Genomic DNA, 22,887 nt, shown 5'->3' with positions numbered 1-22,887 from the left:
CTCGTGGCCTTCGTCGTGGGGTAGAATCAAAACCGTGTCTTGGCGCTGCGCTTGCGGCGCCAGCGCGTTGATGTTCACGCAATACGAGAGGAAGCGCTATGGACCGCTCCGAAATCTTCGATAAGATCGCCGAAGTTGCCGCTGACGTTCTGGGCGTCGATGTCGCCGACATTAGCGACGAGACTACCTTTGACGATCTCGATGCCGATTCGCTCGAGCGTCTGCAGCTGGTGACGGCCATCGAGGACGAGTTCGACCTCGAGATCGATGACGAGACCCTGCTGTCGCTCAACTCTGTCGCCGACGCTGTCGACGCTATTGAAAACGCCAAGGAGGACTAAGTCTTGGCTTTATCTCAACGACTCGCGCGCGCCCAGGAGATCCTGGGCCACGTGTTCAATAACAAGGTGCTGCTGCGCGCGGCGCTCACGCACCCCTCTGCCGTGGAGGGGCAGCCCGTTTCGGCGAGCTATGAGCGCCTTGAGTTTTTGGGCGATTCCATTTTGGGCGCCGTGGTTGCCCGTTCGCTCTTTGAGTCCTATCCCGAGTTTGACGAGGGCAAGCTTACGCGCCTGAAGGTGTCCCTTGTCTCGGGTGCCACGCTGTCCGAGGTGTCTCACGAGCTGGGCATCGACGACATCATCATCTTTGGTGCCTCCGAGACCGGCACGGGTGCGCGCGGCCTGCATTCGGCGCTCGAGAACGTCTACGAGTCGCTCGTGGGCGCCCTGTACCTGGATGCCGGCTGGGATGCGGCGGCGGAGTTCATCCACCGTACGCTTAAGCCGCACCTGGCCTCCGAGCGTGCTGAGCACCCCGCGAACCCTAAGTCGTTCTTACAGGAGTGCGTGCAGGCAGACGGCCACGAGCCTCCTGCGTATAAGCTGGTCGGCTCCGAGGGCCCCGCGCATGCGCCCACCTTTACCGCCGTGGTGCTCATCGACGGTATCCGCCAGGGCCGCGGCACCGGTTCCTCTAAGAAGGAGGCCGAGGGAGCCGCTGCGCTCGAGGCACTCGACCGCATGGGCTACACCACCAACGGCGTGATTCTGAACAAGAAGCCTGTTTAAGCGAGGAGCCGTGTATCTCAAGTCCCTCACGCTCAAAGGGTTCAAGTCGTTTGCCGACCGCGCCCATATGACGTTTGAGCCGGGCCTGACCGTCATCGTCGGTCCCAACGGCTCGGGAAAATCGAACATCTCCGACTCGATTCTGTGGGTCCTGGGCGAGCAGAGCGCCAAGCAGCTGCGCGGCCAGGCCATGGAGGACGTCATCTTCTCGGGCTCGTCGGCGCGCAAGCCGGTGGGTGTGGCCGAGGTCACGCTGGTGCTCGATAACTCGGACCATATGCTGCCTGTCGACTTTGACGAGGTCGCCATCACCCGTCGTATGTACCGCTCGGGCGAAAGCGAGTACCTCATCAACTCGAGCCCGTGCCGCCTGATGGACATCCAGGATATCCTGCACGATTCGGGACTGGGCAAGGATACGCATTCCATCATCAGCCAGGGCAAGCTCGATGCCATTTTGCAGAGCCGCCCCGAGGAGCGCCGTGCCCTCATTGAGGAGGCCGCCGGCATCTCCAAGCACAAGCGTCGCAAGGAACGTGCGCTCAAAAAGATTAAATCGATGGACGAGCACCTGACCCGTGCCCGTGATATCAACAAGGAAATCGCCCGTCAGCTGCGACCGCTGGAGCGTCAGGTCGATCGCGCGCGCAAGTACAAAGAGCTGTCCTCGCGCGCGAACGAGCTTACGCAGATGCTGGCCGTCGACGAGCTTCGTTCGCTGCAGTCGCAGTGGAACGACCTGGAGAGCCGCTCCAAGGAGGGCGCTGCCGAGCTTGAGCTTGCGCAGTACCGCCTGGGCGAAAAGGAGCGCGAGCTCGAGAAGCTCCAAGTTATGCTCGAAGAAAAGGGCCTGTTTGTGGGCGACTTGGGCGAGCAGCGCCGCCATATGCAAGATGTGGTCGGTCGCATTAACTCAGACATGCGTCTGCTCGAGGAAAAGGGCCATAACATGGTGTCGCGCCTGTCCGACATGCGCGGCCAGATCTCGAGCTCCGAGCATCAGCGCCGTCGCGTGGTCGAGGAGCTCGAGGATGCACGTGCCCAGCTTGAGGAAGTTACCGGTGCGCACATGCAGGCCCAGGAGGACGTTGATGCCGCTGGTCCTGCCGCCGCCGAGCTCCACGAGCGTCGCGTTGCGCTCGACAATCAGATTTCGCAGCTCACGCGCGAACAGCGCGATGTGCAGCGCGTTGCCGATAATGCTGCGCTCGAGCTCGCCAAGGTGAAGGACTCGCTGAGCAACGCCGAGGTCGAGGACAACATGTATGCCTCGCGCCTGGAGCAGATTGATGAACAGCTCGAGGAGGTCACGGCATCGCTTGATAGCCGCCGCAACCGTGCTGAGGAGCTTGAGAGCGCCCTTGAGGCGGCTCGTCAGGCCCAGAGCGATGCGCGCGAGGCCACCGAGACGGCGCGCGCTGCCCTCAAGGACCTGCGTGCCCGCGAGAGCGAGGCACGCAACAAGCTGTCCGAGGTGCGCTCGGAGCTTGCCAGCCAAAAGAAGCTTGATGCTCGCATGGCCGACAGCTCGCCGCTCGTAAGCCGTCTGGTGGGCGCGCTGGGCGACGATGTCTCGGGTCGTCTGGGCGATGTGCTCGAGGCCCCTCGTGAGCTTGAGGGCCTGGTTGAGCAGCTGCTCGCCGGCGATATCGATGCCCTGTTGTTCGATAACGCTGCCGCACTTGAGCGCGCCGGTCGCGCCGCCCTGGACCAGAAGAAGGCCTCGGGCGAGGCGCTGCTGGTGGCGCGCAGCGTGAGTGGCTCTGCGGCTGCCGAGGGTGCCGCCGGTACCCGTCTTGTTGATCGTCTGTCCGTGCGTGCGGGCTACGGTCCGGTCGTCGAGGCATTGCTCGGCGGCTATTACGTGGTCGATGACCTTTCTACCGCCCTGGCTGCGCCTGTAGTTGACGGTGTGACCTACGTGACTCCCGATGGCGCACGCGTTGCCTGCGGCGGCTTGGTTCGCGTGGGGGTCGATGCCGGCGAGGCTTCGGGCGCTCTGGAGCGCAAGCGTCGTATCCGCGAGCTGGAAGGCCTGGAGCCCGATCTTGCTACCGTGTTTGAGCGTGTTTCGGATCAGGTCGTCGAGGCCAACGCTGCCGTCGAGGAGGCCCGTGCTGCCGAGGGCGATGCTGCCGGCGAGATCGCCCGCCTTGAGGGCGAGCGTCGCTCCCTGCTGTCCGAGATCGGCCGCCTGGAGCAGAGTGCCAACAATGCCGAGGTCGAGCGCGTGCGCATTTCCAAGCGCCGCGAGCAGGCCGCAGAGGCCGTTCGTGCCGCACGTCCGCGCGTGGACGAGCTCACTCGTTCGCGTGACGAGGCCCGTGCGCAGGCGAGCGACTTAGGCTTGCAGATTGCCGAGGCCAACGACGAGCTCGATCGCGTGCGTCGCGACGACTCCGAGGCCGCCGGTAAGCTCGCCGACGCTAAGGTGCGCCTGGCTCAGACGAGCGAGCGCCTGCGTTCGCTGAAGGGCCGTGTGCCCGATCTTGAGCATCGCCTGGAGGGTATCGACCGTCGTATCCGCGGGACACGCCAGGCCTCGCGCTCGCTTGAGCTGCTGCGCCTTCGCGTCGACCCCATGCACGAGCGCTATTCTGCCCTGTTGGAGCGCGCCTCGGACTGGGCTGCGCGCCTGCGCGATCAGGCCTCGCTCGAGGAGGCGGACTCGGCTTCGCTTAAGAAAACCATCGAGGACGCCAAGACCGAGGTCGCCCACGCCAAGGAGCGGGTCGATGCTGCCACGGCGACGCAAAACGAGTTCAAGGTCGCACGCGGCAAGCTCGAGGTTCAGGTCGAGGCTGCTATCAAGGCCATCACCGCCGATGGCACTACGGTGCTCGAGGAGGCGCTCATGCTGCCGGCGCCCACCGACCGCGACGCCGCCGAGCGCGAGCTCAACCAGCTCGTGCGCCAGATCAACAACTTGGGTCCTGTGAACCAAGTCGCCATGGAGGAGTACGAGCAGCTCAAGCGCCGTGCCGATTACATCGAGGAGCAACTTGCCGATCTGGAGAGCGCGCGCAAGGCGCTCACCAAGATCACCGTGGCGATCGACCGCAAGATGCGCAAGGCGTTCCTGGTGACGTTTGAGAAGGTTGATGCGAACTTCCGCGAGATCTTCGCCATGCTGTTCCCGGGTGGCCAGGCACATCTGGAGATGACCGACCCCGAGCATCCGGCCGAGACGGGCATCGAGGTCGTGGCGCAGCCGCGCGGCAAGCGCATCACCAAGATGATGCTCATGTCGGGCGGCGAGAAGAGCCTGACGGCGCTCGCCTTGCTCTTTGCCGTGTATCGCACGCGCACGGTGCCGTTCTATGTGCTGGACGAGGTCGAGGCCGCGCTCGACGACGCCAACCTGTCCAAGCTCATCGGCGCCCTCGATGTGCTGCGTTCCGATACGCAGCTCTTGGTAATCTCGCATCAGCGCCGTACTATGGAGGATGCTGACGTTCTCTACGGCGTCTCGATGCAAGCCGACGGCGTCAGTCGCGTCGTCTCGCAAAAACTCGATCGCGAAACCGGAAAGGTCGTGAATGCATAATGGGATTCTTTGACGCACTCTCGCGCGGACTTGAGCGCAGCCGCGAGGCCCTCAACGAGGTCTTCTACTTTGGCGGCGAGGTCGACGAGGATTTTTGGGAGGACCTTGAGGACACCCTCGTTATGGGTGACATGGGTGCCGAGGTCGCCATTCAGGTCTCCGATGACCTGCGTGACGCCGCTGCCAAGAAGAACCTCAAGACCGCCCCGCAGCTTCGCCGCGCCCTGGCCGAGCAGCTCGAGGGCCATTTTGTGCCTGTTGAGCGCGATCCGTTTTCCGATACGCCGAGCTGCGTGCTGTTTGTCGGCATCAACGGTGCCGGCAAGACCACCACGGTCGGCAAGATTGCGAGCGCCATGGCCGCCCGCGGCAAGAACGTGGTGATCGGTTCGGCCGACACCTTCCGCGCCGCTGCCATCGAGCAGCTCGATGTGTGGGGTCAGCGTGCCGGCGTACCGGTTATCAAGCGTGACCGCGGCTCCGATCCGGCGAGCGTGTGCTATGACGTGCTCGACGAGGCCGATAAGCGCGGCAGCGACCTGGTGCTCATCGATACCGCCGGCCGTCTGCACACGAGTCCCGAGCTCATGCGCGAGCTCGCCAAGGTGGTTAATGTGACCCGTAAGCGCGCCGCCAATATGGCCGCCGGTCCCATGCCGGTCTCGGTCGTGCTTGTGATCGATGCCGCCACTGGTCAGAACGGTCTGAACCAGGCGCTCGAGTTTAACGAGGCGCTGGGCCTGGACGGTATTATCATGACTAAGCTCGACGGAACGGCTAAGGGTGGTATCGCCATGGCCGTGGCCGAGAAGCTCAAGCTCCCGATCCTTCGCATCGGCGTGGGCGAGCAGGTCGATGACCTGCAGGAGTTTAACGCCAAAGATTTCTGCCGCGCCCTGGTGGGCGAGTCCAACTAAGGAGTGACTAGTGTTTGATTCCCTGAGCGATCGCCTCAACGACACATTTGACCGTCTACGCGGCAAGGGTAAGCTGACCGAGGCCGATATCACTTCAGCCATGCGCGACATTCGCATGGCACTGCTCGAGGCCGACGTTAACTTTAAGGTCGTCAAGGAGTTCGTCGCCAAGACCAAGGAGCGCTGCATGACCGCCGAGGTCATGGAGTCGCTGTCGCCGGCGCAAAACGTCGTCAAGATCGTGCTCGACGAGCTCACCGAGATGCTCGGCTCAACCGAGAGTAAGCTCGTCTTTAGCAACCGCATTCCCAATGTCATCATGCTCGTGGGCCTGCAGGGCTCTGGTAAGACCACGGCGGCCGTAAAGCTGGCCTACCTGCTCAAGAAGCAGGGCCGCTCGCCGCTGCTCGCCGCGTGCGACGTCTACCGTCCCGCCGCTGCCGACCAGCTGGCCACGCTCGGTGGCGAGATCGGCGTGCCGGTCTTCCGCGGTGACGGCGCGCACCCGGTCGACATTGCCAAGGGTGCCATCCAGGAGGCCGTCGACCACCTGCGCGACGTGGTCATTGTCGATACCGCCGGTCGTCTTCAGATCGACGAGCAGATGATGCAGGAGGCCGTCGACATCAAGAAGGCCGTCAAGCCCGACCAGGTGCTGATGGTCGTCGATGCCATGACCGGCCAGGATATCGTCAACGTCGTCTCGACCTTCGCCGATCGCACCGACTTTGATGGCGTGATTATCTCCAAGCTTGACGGCGATGCCCGTGGCGGTGGCGCACTTTCGGTGCGTCAGGTGACCGGCAAGCCCATCAAGTTCGTGAGCATGGGCGAGAAGCCTGATTCGCTGGAGCCGTTCTATCCCGATCGCATGGCCAAGCGAATCTTGGGCATGGGCGATGTCGTAGGCATTATCGAGAAGGCCCAGGAGGCAGCCGATGCAGAGCAGCTCGAGGCTGCCGAGCGTATGCTGCGCGAGGGCTTTACCATGAACGATATGCTCGACCAGATGAAGGCCGTCAAGAAGATGGGCGGCATGAAGGGTATCCTGGGCATGCTCCCCGGCGGACAGCGTGCGCTCAACCAGATGGGCGGCAACCTGGATGAGGGCATCTTCGATAAGAACGAGGCCATCATCATGTCGATGACCAAGGAGGAGCGCCTGCGTCCCTCCATCATCAACGGTCAGCGTCGCGCGCGTATCGCCAAGGGCGCCGGCGTAACCCCCACCGAGGTCAATAGCCTTATGAAGCAGTGGGGCGAGATGAATAAGATGATGGGCCGCATGCGCACAATGGCCAATCAGGCGCAGGCCGGCGGCAAGAAGGGCAAGAAGGGTAAGAAGGGCAAAAAGATGCGCATGCCCAATATCCCCGGCCTGGACGCTATGGGCCTGGGCGGCATGGGCGGCCTGGGTACGGGCGGCCCCAAGTCCGATATGGACCTGCTGCGCCAGATGGAAGCGCAGATGCGCAACAAGAAGTAACGACTAGTTGAGTCGTGTATGGCGAAGGCCGCCTGGATGGTACTCCAGGCGGCCTTCGCCGTTCGTTCGCAGGTTGTCGCACGCGCGGAAGCGTGCTGGCGCCGGGGTATGTGCCGCTAGTGGCAGCCGCAGCCCTCATGTCCGTCGTGGTCGTGATGGCCGTGACAGCCGCAGGACTCGCCATGCTCATGGGTGTGCTCGTGGTCATGTCCATGGCAGTCGCAGGTGGCCTCGCCGTTCTGTGCGAGCGTGCCGGCAATGAGGGCCTCGACGCAGGCATCGCAGCTGCCCTGGGCGCCCGCATAGACCGTGATGCCGGCTTGGGCAAGCGCGTTGATAGCGCCGCCGCCGATACCGCCGCAAATGAGCGTGTCAACGCCACCGTTGGCAAGCAGGCCCGCCAAGGCGCCGTGACCGGTGCCACCGGTGCCTACGACCTGCTCGTTGAGCACCTTGCCATCCTGGATGTCGTAGATCTTGAACTGCTCGCTGCGGCCAAAGTGCATAAAGATGTTGCCGTTGTCGTACGTTGTTGCCACCCTCATGGTGCCGACCTCCTTTGCTGGCCATGCGGCCGTCGTCGTGGTGATGGGGGAGTACGCGATGTTGCCGCCTTCGATGACGATCGCCCGTCCATTGACCAGCGCGTTTGCCACCTTGCGATGCGCGCGACTGCTGATTGCCGCCACCGTGGCGCGGGCGATACCCATGTGCAGGGCGACGGCCTCCTGATTGAGGCCCTCCAGATCGCACAGGCGCAGTACTTCGAGCTCATCGACCGTCATATCGATAGCGTCTCCGCTGGCAAGGCCATCGGGGGTAAAGCCGCGATATTCGGGGATGATCCCAACGCGGCGCAGTTTTTCGCGTCTTCCAGCCATACACTCTCCAAATCTGACATATGTCAACAATAGAATAGCGAACGTGCGGATTTGCGCAAGGAATTTCTGGCATATGTCAGAAAATGAGGGCTTATGTTTGGGCTGTGGGGCCGGGTGCGCCTGGGCTACAATAAAAATCGCTTATAGGCGACTGACAGGAGGGTCAATGAGCAAGGCTGATCAACAGTTTGTAGCCATGTGCCGCGACATTCTGGACCATGGCACCACCACCGAGGGCCAAAAGGTCCGCCCAGTGTGGGAGGATGGCACCCCTGCCTATACCATTAAAAACTTTGGCGTCACGGCACGCTACGACCTGCGCGAGGAGTTCCCCGCACTTACGCTGCGTCGTACGGCGCTCAAGTCCGCCATGGACGAGATCCTGTGGATCTATCAAAAGAAGTCCAATAACGTGCATGACCTCAATAGTCACATTTGGGATGAGTGGGCTGACGAGACCGGCTCCATCGGCAAGGCCTACGGGTATCAGATTGGGCAGAAGAGCCATTATGCCGAGGGCGACTTTGACCAGATGGACCGCGTGCTGTACGACCTTAAGCACACGCCGTACAGCCGCCGCATTATGACGAACACCTATGTGTTTAGCGATCTGTCCGAGATGCACCTGTATCCGTGCGCCTACAGCGTGACGTATAACGTCACGCAGCGCCCGCAGGATGACAAACCGACGCTCAATATGATTCTCAACCAGCGCAGCCAGGATATTTTGGCCGCGAACAACTGGAACGTGTGCCAGTACGCCATTCTGCTCATGATGGTTGCGCAGTCGGTCGATATGATTCCCGGCGAGCTGCTGCATGTGATCGCCGACGCCCATATCTACGACCGTCATGTCGATATCGTCCGCGAGCTTATCGAGCGTCCGCAGTTTGCGGCTCCCAAGGTAACGCTTAACCCCGATGTGCATGATTTCTACGCGTTTACGACCGACGACCTGATCGTGGAGGGCTACGAGCACGGTCCGCAGGTTAAGAACATTCCCATTGCGGTGTAGGTGACGCGCATGACGTGTAAGCTTTCTGCCATTGTCGCCGTGTGCGATGACTGGGGCATTGGTTGCGAGGGCGACATGGTCGTCTTCAATCGCGCCGATATGCGCCATTTTGTGGCGTGTACCAAGGGGTGCCCGGTCATTATGGGGCGCAAGACCCTGCTGAGTTTTCCCGGCGGGCGTCCGCTTAAGAACCGCCGTAATATCGTGCTTACGCGCGACGATAGCTTTGCGCCCGAGGGCGTTGACGTGGTGCATAGCGTTGACGAGGCGCTCGCCGCGGTAGCCGATGAGCCTGTTGCCTGGGTGATCGGTGGCGGTGAGGTGTATCGGCAGTTTTTGCCGTATTGCGCCGAGGCCGAGGTCACGCACAACCATTGCGCCCATGCCGTGGACACGTACTTTCCCAATCTGGATGCCGATCCTGCGTGGGAGATTGCGCAGTGTAGCGGGGTCGCGACGATTGCCTCTGGCGAGGGTGACGAGGGCGTTGTTTATGAGTTCGTGACGTATCGTCGCATCGAGGCGTAAAACCGATTATCCCTTCGGTATTATCGGGATGAAATGAATGACGGGGCGGCGCATGGCGTTGCCCCGATATTTGTATAGGTGCTGTAAAGAAGGGTGCGGGCAGGCTGCTATGACTGATGCCGTTGAGGTTCTGCGAATTGATTCGCTCGAGGACGAGCGGCTCGATGCCTACGTGCGACTGACCGAGCGTGAGCTGCGCTGCGTGCTAGAGCCGCAAAAGGGCATCTTTATCGCCGAGAGTGCCAAGGTTATTGAGCGCGCGGTGCGTGCCGGATACGAGCCGGTGAGCTTTCTTTTGGGCGAACGCTGGCTCGACCAGATGATGCCGCTGTTTGAGCGCCTGGTTGTGCGCGAGGGCGCAGGTCCGGTTCCCGTGTTCGTGGCCTCCATGGAACTCATGGAGCAGCTGACGGGCTTTAACGTGACGCGCGGTGCGCTCGCGGCGTTTCGTCGCCCGCGGCAGATTCCGGTTGATGAGTTCTTGGGTGGCGTCGTTGAGGCGGCGGGGGAGCGCCCGGTGCGCGTGTGCGTGCTCGAGGGTATTGTCGACCACACGAACGTGGGTGCGATTTTCCGCTCGGCCGCCGCGCTCAATGTCGACGGTATTTTGGTCAGTCCGACGTGCTGCGACCCGCTGTACCGTCGCTCGGCCCGCGTGAGCATGGGCACGGTGTTTCAGGTGCCGTGGACGCGTATTGGCAGCGAGGCTCGTGTGTGGCCGCACGATGGCCTGGCGGCACTGCACGAAGCCGGTTTTTCGTGCGCTGCGATGGCACTGACGGACGACTCCGTTTCGCTGGACGATCCTGCGCTGCAGGAGGTTGATCGCCTGGCGATCTTTATGGGCACCGAGGGTGCCGGCCTGGGCGCCAAGACTATCGCGGGCTGCGACCGAGCCGTGCGTATTCCGATGGCGCACGGGGTCGATTCGCTCAACGTGGCCGCGGCGAGTGCCGTCGCCTTTTGGCAGCTGTGCCCGCACGTGAGCAACGAGTATCACTACCAGCCGGGGCTGTATCACTAGGCAGATAGTTTGCACCGGGCTCTGACTCGGGGTGTTTCGGTCGACGTCGGTCGGTGCTAAGCTGCTATTAGCTTAGGTCTTTAATTACTGTTTTGTCGGTTGACGTACGCTTTTGGGGAGGGCGTGTGGCTAAGAAATCTACGGCTATCGATGTAACGCAGGGTGTTATTTGGCAGCAGCTGCTTTCGCTGTGCGTTCCCATCTTTTTTAGTTCGTTTTTTCAGCAGGCCTACACGCTTATCGGTACCTATATCGTCGGTCAGTTTGGCGGCAAGCTCGCGCTAGGTGGCATTCAAGCTACGATGGTGCTCACCGAGCTCTGCATTGGCTTTTGCGTTGGCGTCGGCGCCGGCTGCGCGGTCATTACCGGTCAGTATTTTGGTCAGCACGATGATGAGCGACTGAGTCGTTCGGTCCATACAGCCATGACGCTCGCGCTGGTGGGCGGTATCGTTTTCTCGATTCTTGGCATAGTGTTCGTTGAGCCCATGCTGGTGCTTATGAACACGCCGCATGAACTATTGGCCGAGGGCGTGGCCTATGCTCGCTGTTATTTTGCCGCGATGGTTGCGGCGCTGCTGCTTAATATGGGAACCGCACTGCTGCGTGCCGTGGGCGACACGCGCGGCCCCGCTGTGATCATTGCCTCTGGCTGCCTGGTTAACGTGGTGCTGGATATCATCTTTGTCGCTGTGTTGCATATGGAGGCGCTGGGCTGCGGCATCGCAGTGGCGCTGACCATTTGCTCCAATGCAACGCTGATCGTGTTGCGCATGATGCGCGCTCCGGGCGCATGGCGTCTTTCGCTGTCTAAGCTCGGCATCGATCGCGGTATTTGCAAGAGTATGATCTCGTGTGGTCTGCCACTCGGTTTTCAATCGGCTGCCTATTCGATCTCGAACGTGCTGATCCAGGTGTCGGTTAATTCGTTTGGCGCCGATGTCACGACTGCTTGGGGTCTATCTGGGCGCCTGGATGGCATTATCTGGATGGTGACCGAGGCGCTCGGCGTATCGATCACTACGTTCTCGGCGCAGAACTTTGGCGCGCGCAACTACGAGCGCATGCGCAAGGGCTACCATACGTCGCTCGTGCTGTCGTTTATGCTCATTGGTGGCCTGTCTGCCGTGCTGCTGGTGTTCTCGGGCCCGCTGTCGCGTTTGTTTGTCGACGATGCTTCGATTTCGGCGTACACCACGACCATCCTCCATTTCATTGCGCCGTTCTATGCGATTTTCTCGATTATCGAGAACGCCTCGGGTTCCATCCGCGGCGCCGGCGTGAGTCTGCAGCCTATGATGCTCACCATCTTTGGCACCGTCGTACTCAGAGTGATTTGGGTGTTTGCGATCATGCCCTTCGATCCGTCGCTCGAGCATCTACTGCTGGTCTACCCCGTAACCTGGCTCATCACCGCAACCATGTTCACCATCTACCACCACAGCGGCAACTGGCTAGGTCGCGCCACCGCCTAGCTCATCCGTCAGATACCCCTGATAAGTTGCGGTGAAATAGTTCCTGAAAAGCCCTTGCGGACCGTCAAACAAGTACTATTCCACCGCAACTTCCTTATGAGCTGTAGGTGTTGGCGGAAAACGAATCAATTAGTATTCGATGCCTTGGCGGGCTAGGAGGCCTTCGTCGAAGCAGTGTTTGATGGGACGCATTTCGGTGACTAAGTCCGCGAGGTCGGCCAACGGCAGCAGCCCGCGGCCGGTGAGCACGAGTTCCGTGGTGGCGGGCTTTATCGCGATCAGCGCTTCGACATCCTCGCGTGTCACGAAGCCGCGGCGCATGGCCTCGCCGAGTTCGTCCAAAATCAGAACGTCGACCTGTGATATCTGCTCGCATGCGAGCTCCATGATCTGTGCGGCGCAAGCCTCGGGCGTGTCGCGGTCAGCTTGTACGATGCGCAGCCCCAGGCGCGGCGCGGCATCGTGTTCGGCGCAGCGCAGTTTCTTGGCAAACTGCAGCCTAAGAACGTCGAGCCCGTAGCCCGTCGCGCGCAGCGCGAGCCCCAGCGCAGCCGTCGTCTTGCCCTTGCCGTCGCCTGTATAGATTTGAACCTTGCCGACTTACAGTGATGCCATCTCTGTCCTTTCGTGCCCGGCGTCGGTTTATCGCCGTCCGGGTTGGGTATTCTAGAAAGCATTATCAACCCCAGTAGATGGAGTTCAAGCAGATGGAGATGGATGACAACAAACGTAGACGGAATATGATCCTCTACGTGCTCATCGCCTTCGTCGTCTACCTCGTGCTCTCGACCGTTCTGTTCCCCAACATCGGTCACACGCAGCAGATTACGAAGACCGATTACTCGGCGTTTGTCAAAGCGCTCGATAAGAAGAGCGTCGACAAGGTCGAGTACAACACGGACGATTACTCGATTTATTACACCAAGAAGGGCGAGGACGAGAACATCGCCTACAAGACGACCGGTGTGCCGAATGACGCGGGCTTTACCGATCGCGTGCTTGAGTCTGGCGCTTCGCTGGAGTCGGTCGTTCCCGATAAAAACTCGGGTTTGATGACCTACTACCTGCTCACACTCATTCTTCCCATGGCGATTTTCTTCCTCATCGGTTGGTGGCTCAACCGCCGCATGAAGAAGGCTATGGGCGATGACGGCCCGTCGATGAACTTTGGCGGCGGCGGTTTTGGCGGCGGCGGACTGGGTAAGTCCGGCGCGCGCGTGATCGCCTCCAAGGACGTGGGCGTGACCTTTAAGGACGTCGCCGGTCAGGAAGAGGCCAAGGAGTCTCTCAAGGAGGTCGTCGACTTTCTGGAGAAGCCGCAGCGCTACGAGGAGATCGGCGCCAAGCTGCCGCGCGGTGCTCTCCTTGTTGGCCCTCCGGGTACCGGTAAGACCCTGCTTGCCAAGGCTGTTGCCGGCGAGGCCGGTGTTCCGTTCTTTAGCATTTCGGGCTCTGAGTTCGTTGAGATGTTTGTCGGTCGCGGCGCTGCTAAGGTTCGTGACCTGTTTAAGCAGGCCAAGGAAAAGGCACCGTGTATCGTCTTTATCGATGAGATCGATACCATCGGTAAGAAGCGCGATGGCGGCGGCTTTAGCGGCAACGACGAGCGCGAGCAGACGCTCAATCAGTTGCTGACCGAGATGGATGGCTTCGATAACCACAAGGGTATCGTTGTCCTTGCCGCAACCAACCGCCCCGACAGTCTCGATCCCGCTCTACTGCGCCCCGGTCGTTTTGACCGCCGCATCCCCGTCGAGCTGCCCGATCTGACCGGCCGCAAGAACATCCTCGAGCTGCATGCTAAGAGCGTGAAGACCGAGCCGCCGATCGACCTGACCGCGATTGCCCGCGCCACGCCCGGTGCCTCGGGCGCCGACCTGGCCAATATCATCAACGAGGGCGCCCTGCGCGCCGTTCGCGAGGGTCGCAAGCGTGCAACCCAGGACGACTTCGAGGAGTCGGTGGAGGTCGTCATTGCCGGCCAACAGCGTAAGTCCACGGTGCTGTCCGACCACGAGAAGCAGGTCGTTTCTTATCACGAGATCGGCCATGCCATCGTTGCCGCTCGCCAGAAGGGCTCTGCGCCGGTCACGAAGATCACCATCGTGCCGCGCACGAGCGGTGCTCTTGGTTATACCATGCAGGTCGAGGAGGACGAGCGCTTCCTGACGACGCGCCAGGAGGTCTTGGACAAGCTCGCTGTCTATTGCGGTGGCCGCGCAGCCGAGGAGCTCATCTTTGGAGAGATGACGACCGGCGCCGCCAACGACATCGAGCAGGCCACCAAGCTCGCCCGTAATATGGTGACGCGCTTTGGTATGTCCGACGAGTTTGGCATGATGGCGCTCGGTACCGTGCAGAACGCGTATCTCAATCAGGACACGTCGCTCACCTGCGCCCCCGGTACGGCCGAGCGCGTGGACGCGATTGTCGCCAAGCTGATCGAGGATGCGCACGACCGCGCTTTGCAGATTCTGAAGGAGAACAAGTTTAAGCTCCACGAGCTGGCTCGTTATCTGTATAAGAAGGAGACCATCACGGGCGAGGAGTTCATGAACCTCCTCACGCGCGAGAATCCGCTGATGCCCAAGCAGCAGTAAAGCCGCGGCCGAGCCAGTAAACGCCGACGCCCCATTTGAGCAGCTTTCTCAAATGGGGCGTTTTGCTTGAGAGGGATGGAAATGAAGATCGTGGTGAGCGCCTGCTTGATGGGCGAGAGCTGCAAGTATAATGGGCTCGACAACTATCATCGCGAGTTGGTCGAGGCCTGCGAGCGTACAGGGACCGAGGTCCTCTTGGTGTGCCCTGAGGTCTTTGGGGGCCTGCCCACGCCGCGCAAGCCGTCCGAGATTGTGAACGGCGAGGTCTGTACCTGCGAGGGCGTGTCCGTTGACCTGGAATTTCGCCTAGGCGCCCAACGTGCGCTCGACATGTGCGAGCAGGCGGGTGGGCCGGAAGAGATCGCCGCGTGCATCCTGCAGGACCGTAGTCCCTCGTGCGGCGCGAGCCTCATCTACGACGGAACATTCAGTGGCACCCTCACGGCGGGCAACGGCGTCTTCGTTGATTTACTGCTCCTCCACGGTTATCGCGTGATCCCGGCTAGCGAGTTCGACCCCAGCATGCTGGAGCAATAAAAAACCACCACAAAGGTGCGGCTCCCTTGTGGTGGTTTTGGCCTGGGTCTAGAGCGTGTGGCCGTAGGCGTTGGCGGCCTTGATGGCGGCGGCGAATTTTTCGTCGGTGAAGGGCTCCGGGTTGCCTTGCTTCCACTCGTTGGTGGCGTGCGCGTGCTCGCACAGGGCAGGGATATCGGTCTCGGAAAGCCCGACCTGCTCAAGCGTTACGGGCAGCCCCATCTGCTTGTTGAAGTCAGCATAGCGCTTAAGGTTCTCGGTGTCGCCCGTGTAGGCGAACAACACCAGCACGCCCAGGCTTACGACTTCGCCGTGCAGGTAGGTGCCCTCACGCGGAATGCTGCAGGTGGCGTTGTAGAACGCGTGCGCCACGCTCGAGTTGTAGTAGTAATCGTTCTGGTTGGTCAGGTTCGAGACATAGCCCGTGTTGACCACGATGTCGAGCGCGATCTGCTTGACGGCCTCGCTCGACAGATTCTGACGAACGTCCTCAAGACCCTGAACACCGTAGGTAAACAGCGGCTCGGAACAGGTGTGGGCAAGAGCCAGGCCAAGGCCGGCGGTGTGCTCCAGGTCGCCGGCGCTCGTGGCGTACTCGACTTCGGGCTGCTTGGACAGGGCGTCGCCCACGCCGGCCCAGAAGTACTCCGCCGGAGCCTCGGCGATGATCTTGGGATTGATGAAGATGTGCGCCGGTCGGTTGGGGTACGAATAGCCCTCGAGCGATCCATCGTCGTTGTAGACGACGGCAATGGCGGTCGCGGCGGAACAGTTAGAGCAAATCGTCGGCACCGTAAAGACAATCTTCTTGAGCTCGATTGCCGCTGTCTTGACGGTGTCGAGTGCCTTGCCGCCGCCACAGGCGATAAGCACGTCTGCCTGCTGGCAAGCGGGGGAGTTCACGACCTTGGCGATATTGGCGCGCGTACTGTTGGTGCCGTAGACGCTCGTCTCCAGAATCTCGACGTCGGTACCTTCAAGCGCCGCCTCGATGCCCGGCAGCGCCGCAGCTAGGGCTCGCTTGCCGCCAATGATGGCGACCTTGGTCGCTCCGTACTCTGCCAGTGCGGCGGGCAGCTCGGTAAAGCAATCCTCGCCGACGGTGTAGTCGCTCATTCCGATTGTGCGCATGGCAGCCTTCTTTCGTTAGTTAAAGTGCTTTCAGGTATTTTGCTCCTAGAGAAGGCTAACGACCACGAGAAATTTCTTACGTATGAAACCAGTGTTGAGGGTTTTTCGCCGGCGCGGAACGTGCTAGCATACTCCGCATAAGCGTTGATGGGGACGAGTAGTCGGCCGTCCGCATGCCACAGAGAGCGGGGAGCGCTGAGAACCCGTGCATGCGACCGATGAAAATCACCCCGGAGCTGCGGTCCCAACGGACGTGCCGCGCAGGCACGTCTTAGTAGATATCGCCGAGATGGTCGTCGATACAGGCCAGCCGAGTAACGGATGCGAGCGCGCGAATACGCGGGCGAGGGCATCTAAGCTGGGTGGTTAAACGAAGAGCTTTTGCGGGCATACAGCCCGTTTTTGTGGCGCTTCGTCCCAGCTTGTAGGGACGGGCGCTTTTTTGGTGCCCAACGGGCGTGCGCGCCCACGACATGAAAGGGGTACCGTGGCAAACGAGTACAAGCAGACGATGAATCTGCCCAAAACCGGTTTTCCCATGCGTGCCGGTCTTTCCAAGTCCGAGCCCAAGCGACTCAAGGACTGGCAGGACAACAAGGTCTACGAGCAGGTTCTGAAGAAGAACAAGGGTCACAAGAAGTTCGTGCTGCACGACGGCCCTCCGTACGCCAACGGCCCGATCCACATCGGCCACGCCATGAACAAGATCTCCAAGGACATGATCAACCGCTACTGGATGATGCAGGGCTATGAGGTTCCCTATGTTCCCGGTTGGGACTGCCATGGCCAGCCGATCGAGCATAAGGTCGAGGAGAAGCTCGGCACCGAGAAGTTCAACCAGACCTCCACGGCTAAGATCCGTGAGCTTTGCAATAAGTTCGCTGTCGAGAACATCGAGCTGCAGAAGGCCGGCTTCCGTCGCCTGGGCGTGCTCGGCGATTGGGACAACCCCTATCTGACGCTCTATCACCAGCATGACGCCGCCGACATCGAGGTTTTCAAGGCCATGTTCGACAAGGGCATGATCTATCGCGGTCACAAGCCCGTCCACTGGTGCAAGCACTGCCATACCGCACTTGCTGAGGCCGAGATTGAGTACTCCGACGAGACGAGCCCGTCCATCTTCGTGCGCTTTGAGATGACCTCCAAGCCCGTCGGCCTCGAGAACTTCGACGGCCCGGTTGACTTTATCATCTGGACGACCACGCCGTGGACCATCCCCTCCGACCAGGCAGTTTCTCTCAAGCCCGGTGCCGCCTACGTCGCCGTTGAGCACGACGGCCGCGCCGAGGTCATGCTCGAGGACCTGGCTCCCAAGTGCTGCGAGGAGTTTGGCTGGGAGTACACCCCGGTTGTGGTCGACGGCAAGCCCTATGTGGTTCCCGCCGAGACCTTCCATCACATTCACTATAAGCAGCCGATCTTTGACGGTGTTGAGGGCGTGGCACTGTTGGCCGATTACGTCGGTGTCGATGACGGTACCGGTATCGTCCACAACTCGCCCGGTCACGGCGTCGACGACTACTTCGCCTGCCTCAAGGAGGGCATCACCGACATTTGCATGCCGGTCGATGACGACGGCAAGTTCTACACCGGCGAGGAGTTTGGCACCGGCGGCCCCTTCAGCGGCATGGATACCGACGAGGCCAACCCGCACATCATCGAGTTCCTGCGCGAGCGCGGCACCCTGGTCCTCGAGAAGAAGATCACGCACAGCTATCCGCACTGCTGGCGCTGCAAGCACCCGGTGCTCTTCCGTGCTACCGACCAGTGGTTTGTCTCGATGGACAAGACCGGCTTGCGCGAGCAGGCTGGCAAAGAGGTCCGCGAGAACGTTAAGTGGTATCCGGCCCACGCGGCCAACCGCATCGGCGCCATGGTCGAGCAGCGTCCCGACTGGTGCATCAGCCGTCAGCGCAACTGGGGCGTGCCTATCCCCAGCTACACTTGCGCCGACTGCGGTGAGAAGGTCATGAACGACGCCACGCTCGACGCCGTCATCAAGCTCTTCCACGAGAAGGGCTCCGACGCCTGGTTCACCGACGCTCCCGAGAGCTACCTGGGCGAGGCCTGCGTCTGCCCCAAGTGCGGCGGCCATCACCTCAAGGCCGATAAGGACATCCTCGACGTGTGGTGGGATTCCGGCGTCTCTTGGAAGGCCGTCTGCGAGTACCGTCCCGAGCTGGAGTATCCGGCTGATGTGTACCTCGAGGGCTCCGACCAGCACCGCGGTTGGTTCCAAAGCTCGCTGCTCACCTCGGTGGGCGCCAACGGCCACGCTCCGTACAAGGCGGTTGTCTCGCAGGGCTTCACCCTCGACGGCCAGGGCCGTAAGATGTCCAAGTCGCTCGGCAACGTCATCGACCCCAATAAGGTCTGCGACGAGATGGGCGCTGACATCATCCGTCTGTGGGTTGCATCCGTCGATACCAGCTCCGACGTGTCCATCGACCACGAGATCCTTGCTCGTACGTCCGATGCCTACCGTCGTTTCCGCAACACGCTGCGCTTCCTGCTCTCCGAGCTCGAGGGTCAGTTTGAGCCCGAGACCGACGGCGTCGCCTTTGCCGACCTGCTGCCGCTCGACAAGCTCATGGTTGCCCGCCTGACTCAGGTTCAGGCCGAGGTCGACGACGCCTACGCCAGCTATGAGTTCCCGCGCGCCTACCGTGCGCTTTATGACTTCGTGGTTACCGAGCTCTCCAACGTGTACCTCGACGCCCTGAAGGACCGTCTGTACTGCGACAAGCCCGGCTCGCTCGAGCGTCGCAGCGCCCAGACCGTGCTGGCCGAGCTCTTCTCGATGCTCATGCGCGACCTGCAGCCGATCCTGTCCTACACGGTTGACGAGGCCATGGCATATGCGCCCGCTGGCTGCGTCGATCACCAGAAGTACGCCGCGCTGCTCGATTGGTACAAGTCGCCCATCACGGTCGACGAGGCCAATGAGTTCGAGGGCGTGCTCGAGGCTTCTCTTGAGCTCCGTAGCGCCGTGACCAAGGCCCTTGAGGATGCCCGTTCTGCCGGCACCTTCACCAAGAGCCAGCAGGTTCGCGTCAAGGCGGTCGTTCCCGCCGAGATGTACGCGCTGCTGACTGGTGACAAAGCGGTCGACCTGGCCGAGTTCTACATCGTCTCCGATGTTGAGCTGACCCAGGGCGAAGAGCTTTCCGTCTGCATTGATGCTGCCGAGGGCGAGTGCTGCGACCGTTGCTGGAACTACCGCACCACCGTCGGCGAGTACAACGGCCACGCTCATATTTGCAAGCGCTGCGCCGATGCTTTGTAGGTTACGGCGTTCGTAGAACGCCGTAACCTACCGACGCTGCAAACGCCCCTAAGCGGCAATCTGACGTTCAATCGTCGGTCGCGTACCAAAGTACGCTTCCCTCCTCTTTCACGTCACCTTGCTCGCTTAGGGACGTTTTCGCTGTTGGTGACGATAACGCGGCGTTTCCATTGCTGGAGCTAGAGGCTTTCTTTCGACTTGCGTTTTTAGTCGAAAGCTATTAAGCGACATTCCGTTATTCGGAATGTCGCTTTCGTTTTTAGCTGGTTATTTCGCTTGCGTTGGTGGATATGTCGTGCGTTCTGCGTATGGCAATATAAGATAGTTCTTTGTATTAAACGTAATTCGATGATCTTGAGGGTAGGGGATTTCTTTGGGTCGTGCTGGGGATATGACGCCGCCTTTGCGCTGGCGGTTAGGTGTTGCTGGTGGGGTGGTGCTGGTTGTGCTGCTTTTTGATCAGCTGACCAAGCTTGCGGTTCGTGCCGTGGGCGACGCTTTGCATGTGACTGTTATCCCCGGTGTGATCGACTTCCTGTTTGTCCGCAATATCGGTGCTGCCTTTAGCATGGGCGAGGGGCATGGCGTTGCGTTTGCTTTGCTGGCGCTTGCGGTCATTGTCGCCATTGCCGTGTACTTGCTTCGCGCGCCCCAGCTTGCTCGCTTGGAGGTTGTGGGCATGGCTATGGTCGCGGGCGGCGCCATTGGCAACGCGATCGACCGTCTGGCCTTTGGCTTCGTGACCGATTTTATTGCCACCACCTTCATCGACTTTCCCGTCTTCAATGTGGCCGATATCGGCATTACCGTGGGCGTTGTGCTCGCCCTCTTCGGCTACATGTTCTTGAGTCCCGCGGCCCGCGAGGTTGATGCGACTGCCGAGCTCAATGCCCGTGATGAGGCCCGCGCTAAGCGCAAAGCCAAGCAGCGTGGGGAGCGTGCCCGCAAGATTCGCGAAAGGAATGAGCGTTAATGGCCGACATCCATATTCTTGTTGCCGACGATTCCGCTGGTCAGCGTCTTGACGCCTATTTGGGCGCCAACGATGGCTGTCCCACGCGCTCTGCCTGCGCGCATCTGATCGAGGGCGGCGCCGTTGCCGTCAACGGTGAGACTTGTCTCTCTAAAAAGTACGCCGTACGCGCCGGCGATCGCATCTCGGTCGACTTGCCCGAGCCGCACGACCCGACCGACGTGATTCCCGAGGCCATTCCCCTCGATATCCGCTACGAGGACGACTACCTTATCGTGCTCTCCAAGCAGCGGGGCCTGGTGTGCCATCCCGCCCATGGCCACGAGAGCGGCACCCTTGCGAACGCTCTGGTCTACCACTGCGGCATCGATCATCTTGGTACTGTGCAGGGTGAGGACCGCCCCGGCATCGTGCATCGCCTGGATCGCGATACCTCGGGCCTTATGCTCGCGGCAAAAGACGACGACACCCAGCGCGCGCTTCAGAATCTCATCCGCACGCGCACGCTCGACCGTCGCTATATCACGCTCGTTTACGGTCACATCGCCATGGACGAGGGCACTATCAACACCGGTATTGCCCGTTCCACGCGCGACCGCGTGAAGATGGCGGTTTCGGATGACCCCTTTGCCCGTCAGGCCATTACGACCTTTAAGGTCCTCGAGCGCTTTGATTCCACGCGTTTTGACGACGGCTATACGCTCGTTGAGTGCCACCTGTTTACGGGCCGCACACATCAGATTCGCGTGCATATGCGCCATATCAACCACGCCTGCGTGGGCGATCCGCTCTACGGCAAGTGCGATGCGCGTGCCGATCAGGGCCTGACCAGGCAGTTCCTGCATTCTTGGCGCGTTGCGTTCGATCATCCCGTAACGGGGAAGCGCATTGAGTGCCGTGACGAGTTGCCGTGGGATCTCGCTGCGGTTCTCGACGATCTGGCTCCGCGCTCGCTCGGTCGCACGGCCGTTGGAGATGAAATCGTTCCGCAGCTCGGTCTTCTCGAAGCCTAGCCAGTATTAGGTGGTTTCTTGAACTCGGTAAGCCTGCGGTAAGATATACGATTGTTTACGTTACACGTTGCTGGGAGCCTGCATGCTCGCCTTTTTACAAACCAACACACCCATCGTGATCTTCAACCAGATTGTCGTCACGCTGCTCACGGTCTGCTTTCTGTACCAGGTGGTCTTCTTTGTCATTGGCGCTCTTCGTGGCGAGGTCGCGCCTCCCAAGGCCAAAAAACTCCATCGCTATGCCTTTTTTATCGCGGCGCATAACGAGGAAGCCGTAATTGCCAATCTCGTACGCTCCATCAAGGACCAGGACTATCCGTCCGAGCTTATCGAGGTCTTTGTCGTTGCCGACGCCTGCACCGACAACACCGCGCAGCTCGCACGCGAGGCCGGTGCCATTGTTTACGAGCGCAATGACCTGGCCCGAAAGGGCAAGAGCTGGGTCATGGACTTTGGTTTCGATCGCATTCTCAACGAGTATCCCGACACGTTTGAGGGCTACTTTATCTTCGATGCCGACAACGTTATCTCCCGCGATTACGTGTCCAAGATGAACGATGCCTTTGACCAGGGCTTCCATGTGGTCACGAGCTATCGCAATTCCAAGAACTTCGGCAGCTCGTGGATCTCGGCTGCTAATGCCACGTGGTATCTACGCGAGGCGCGCTTCCTCAACAACGCGCGCAATATCTGTAAGACGTCCTGCGCTGTTTCGGGTTCGGGTTACCTTATCTCGTCAAGCGTTATCGAGGGCATGCACGGTTGGCAGTTCCACACGCTGACCGAGGACATTCAGTTCACTACGTTCTGCGCTATTCACGGTATTCGCATTGGCTATGCGCCGGCGGAGTTCTTTGACGAGCAACCCGTGACGTTCAAGGCATCCTGGAAGCAGCGTATGCGCTGGACCAAGGGCTTTTACCAGGTGTTCTTTACCTACGGTAAGCATCTGGTCAAGTCGATGTTCCGCTATCATCGCTTTGCCGCCTACGACATGTTCATGACGATCGCCCCGGGTATGCTGCTATCGCTGATCTCGATGCTCGCTAATGCGACGTTCTTGATTGTGGGTGGCCTTTCGCATGGTTTCTTGGCAACCGAAGTCGAGATGCAGGCGTGCGCCGCTTCGCTCATTATAACCTTCGCCATGATGTATCAGACGTTCTTTATCCTGGCGCTGCTCACGACTATCTTTGAGTACAAGCATATTCACTGCGCGCAAAAGTGGCGCCTGGTGACTAACCTGTTTACCTTCCCGATCTTTATGTTCAGCTATATCCCCATCACGGTGGCCGCGCTGTTCCTGAAGGTCGACTGGGTGCCGACGCAGCACGCCGTCAACGTTACCCTTGACGAGGTCATGCAAGGCGCCAAATAACCACCACCAAAACCACCGCAAAG

At 60.5% G+C, this 22,887-nt stretch carries 18 protein-coding genes; 15 read left to right on the top strand and 3 right to left on the bottom strand.

What is annotated here, in order from left to right; genetic code table 11:
* The first annotated feature begins 98 nt into the window (after nucleotides 1-98).
* From AAAX32_RS05755 to ffh, 5 genes are read left to right on the top strand one after another with little or no spacing between them, the layout of a single operon-like run.
* Complete coding sequence (locus AAAX32_RS05755) at nucleotides 99-341, top strand: acyl carrier protein (RefSeq protein ID WP_349100257.1); 243 nt, start codon at nucleotides 99-101, stop codon at nucleotides 339-341.
* Between the two features lie 3 nt (nucleotides 342-344).
* On the top strand, nucleotides 345-1,070 hold the full coding sequence (gene rnc, locus AAAX32_RS05750; RefSeq protein ID WP_349100256.1) for a ribonuclease III: 726 nt from the start codon (nucleotides 345-347) through the stop codon (nucleotides 1,068-1,070).
* Nucleotides 1,071-1,080: 10 nt separating this feature from the next.
* On the top strand, nucleotides 1,081-4,617 hold the full coding sequence (smc, locus tag AAAX32_RS05745) for a chromosome segregation protein SMC (protein ID WP_349100255.1): 3,537 nt from the start codon (nucleotides 1,081-1,083) through the stop codon (nucleotides 4,615-4,617).
* Complete coding sequence (ftsY, locus tag AAAX32_RS05740) at nucleotides 4,617-5,534, top strand: signal recognition particle-docking protein FtsY (RefSeq protein ID WP_117564147.1); 918 nt, start codon at nucleotides 4,617-4,619, stop codon at nucleotides 5,532-5,534. Before smc ends, ftsY begins: the two co-directional genes overlap by 1 nt.
* A 10-nt stretch (nucleotides 5,535-5,544) precedes the next feature.
* A complete protein-coding gene (ffh, locus tag AAAX32_RS05735; protein ID WP_349100254.1) occupies nucleotides 5,545-7,020 on the top strand; it encodes a signal recognition particle protein in 1,476 nt (491 codons plus the stop codon).
* A gap of 116 nt (nucleotides 7,021-7,136) precedes the next feature.
* On the opposite strand, the gene AAAX32_RS05730 is transcribed toward ffh, so the two are convergent.
* Nucleotides 7,137-7,901: a NifB/NifX family molybdenum-iron cluster-binding protein gene (locus AAAX32_RS05730; RefSeq protein WP_195919867.1), complete on the bottom strand. Its 765-nt coding sequence runs from the start codon at nucleotides 7,899-7,901 to the stop codon at nucleotides 7,137-7,139.
* A 166-nt stretch (nucleotides 7,902-8,067) separates the two neighbouring features.
* On the opposite strand from AAAX32_RS05730, the gene thyA reads away from it, so the two are divergent.
* The 4 genes from thyA to AAAX32_RS05710 all read left to right on the top strand — a co-directional run bounded on the left by thyA (nucleotide 8,068) and on the right by AAAX32_RS05710 (nucleotide 11,943).
* Nucleotides 8,068-8,916, top strand: a complete 849-nt coding sequence (gene thyA / locus AAAX32_RS05725; protein ID WP_006234017.1) for a thymidylate synthase — start codon at nucleotides 8,068-8,070, stop codon at nucleotides 8,914-8,916.
* A 9-nt stretch (nucleotides 8,917-8,925) separates the two neighbouring features.
* Nucleotides 8,926-9,444, top strand: coding sequence for a dihydrofolate reductase (locus AAAX32_RS05720; protein ID WP_347486448.1), 519 nt, complete (start codon nucleotides 8,926-8,928; stop codon nucleotides 9,442-9,444).
* A gap of 109 nt (nucleotides 9,445-9,553) precedes the next feature.
* The gene (locus AAAX32_RS05715; RefSeq protein ID WP_195503179.1) at nucleotides 9,554-10,468 is read left to right on the top strand and encodes an RNA methyltransferase; all 915 of its coding nucleotides are present in this window, start codon (nucleotides 9,554-9,556) and stop codon (nucleotides 10,466-10,468) included.
* Nucleotides 10,469-10,593: 125 nt separating this feature from the next.
* Nucleotides 10,594-11,943 carry an MATE family efflux transporter gene (locus tag AAAX32_RS05710; RefSeq protein WP_349100253.1) on the top strand — a complete coding sequence of 450 codons (1,350 nt, stop codon included), beginning with the start codon at nucleotides 10,594-10,596 and terminating at the stop codon, nucleotides 11,941-11,943.
* Nucleotides 11,944-12,072: 129 nt separating this feature from the next.
* Here AAAX32_RS05710 and AAAX32_RS05705 read toward each other — a convergent pair whose 3' ends face one another.
* Entirely contained in the window at nucleotides 12,073-12,528 is a 456-nt protein-coding gene (locus AAAX32_RS05705; RefSeq protein WP_349100291.1) for a cob(I)yrinic acid a,c-diamide adenosyltransferase, read from the bottom strand.
* Nucleotides 12,529-12,650: 122 nt separating this feature from the next.
* Between AAAX32_RS05705 and ftsH the strand changes: the two genes are divergently transcribed.
* Both ftsH and AAAX32_RS05695 read left to right on the top strand, forming a co-directional pair.
* Nucleotides 12,651-14,543 carry an ATP-dependent zinc metalloprotease FtsH gene (gene ftsH, locus AAAX32_RS05700; protein ID WP_349100252.1) on the top strand — a complete coding sequence of 631 codons (1,893 nt, stop codon included), beginning with the start codon at nucleotides 12,651-12,653 and terminating at the stop codon, nucleotides 14,541-14,543.
* An 81-nt stretch (nucleotides 14,544-14,624) separates the two neighbouring features.
* Nucleotides 14,625-15,080, top strand: a complete 456-nt coding sequence (locus AAAX32_RS05695; protein WP_349100251.1) for a DUF523 domain-containing protein — start codon at nucleotides 14,625-14,627, stop codon at nucleotides 15,078-15,080.
* A gap of 48 nt (nucleotides 15,081-15,128) precedes the next feature.
* On the opposite strand, the gene AAAX32_RS05690 is transcribed toward AAAX32_RS05695, so the two are convergent.
* Nucleotides 15,129-16,211: an iron-containing alcohol dehydrogenase family protein gene (locus AAAX32_RS05690; protein WP_349100250.1), complete on the bottom strand. Its 1,083-nt coding sequence runs from the start codon at nucleotides 16,209-16,211 to the stop codon at nucleotides 15,129-15,131.
* 487 nt (nucleotides 16,212-16,698) lie between these two features.
* On the opposite strand from AAAX32_RS05690, the gene ileS reads away from it, so the two are divergent.
* From ileS to AAAX32_RS05670, 4 genes are all read left to right on the top strand, one after another.
* Entirely contained in the window at nucleotides 16,699-19,500 is a 2,802-nt protein-coding gene (gene ileS / locus AAAX32_RS05685; RefSeq protein ID WP_349100249.1) for an isoleucine--tRNA ligase, read from the top strand.
* Between the two features lie 445 nt (nucleotides 19,501-19,945).
* Nucleotides 19,946-20,473 (top strand): signal peptidase II, encoded by a 528-nt coding sequence (gene lspA, locus AAAX32_RS05680; protein WP_260698948.1) that lies wholly within the window; start codon nucleotides 19,946-19,948, stop codon nucleotides 20,471-20,473.
* Nucleotides 20,473-21,486 (top strand): RluA family pseudouridine synthase, encoded by a 1,014-nt coding sequence (locus tag AAAX32_RS05675; RefSeq protein WP_347486454.1) that lies wholly within the window; start codon nucleotides 20,473-20,475, stop codon nucleotides 21,484-21,486. The genes lspA and AAAX32_RS05675 overlap by 1 nt, the downstream gene beginning before the upstream one ends.
* 82 nt (nucleotides 21,487-21,568) lie before the next feature.
* A complete protein-coding gene (locus AAAX32_RS05670; RefSeq protein WP_349100248.1) occupies nucleotides 21,569-22,864 on the top strand; it encodes a glycosyltransferase family 2 protein in 1,296 nt (431 codons plus the stop codon).
* The last annotated feature ends 23 nt before the right edge of the window (nucleotides 22,865-22,887 follow it).

The organism is Collinsella sp. CLA-ER-H3 (assembly GCF_040092425.1).
Classification (GTDB): domain Bacteria; phylum Actinomycetota; class Coriobacteriia; order Coriobacteriales; family Coriobacteriaceae; genus Collinsella.
This window is presented reverse-complemented; position numbering and strand designations above follow the sequence as displayed.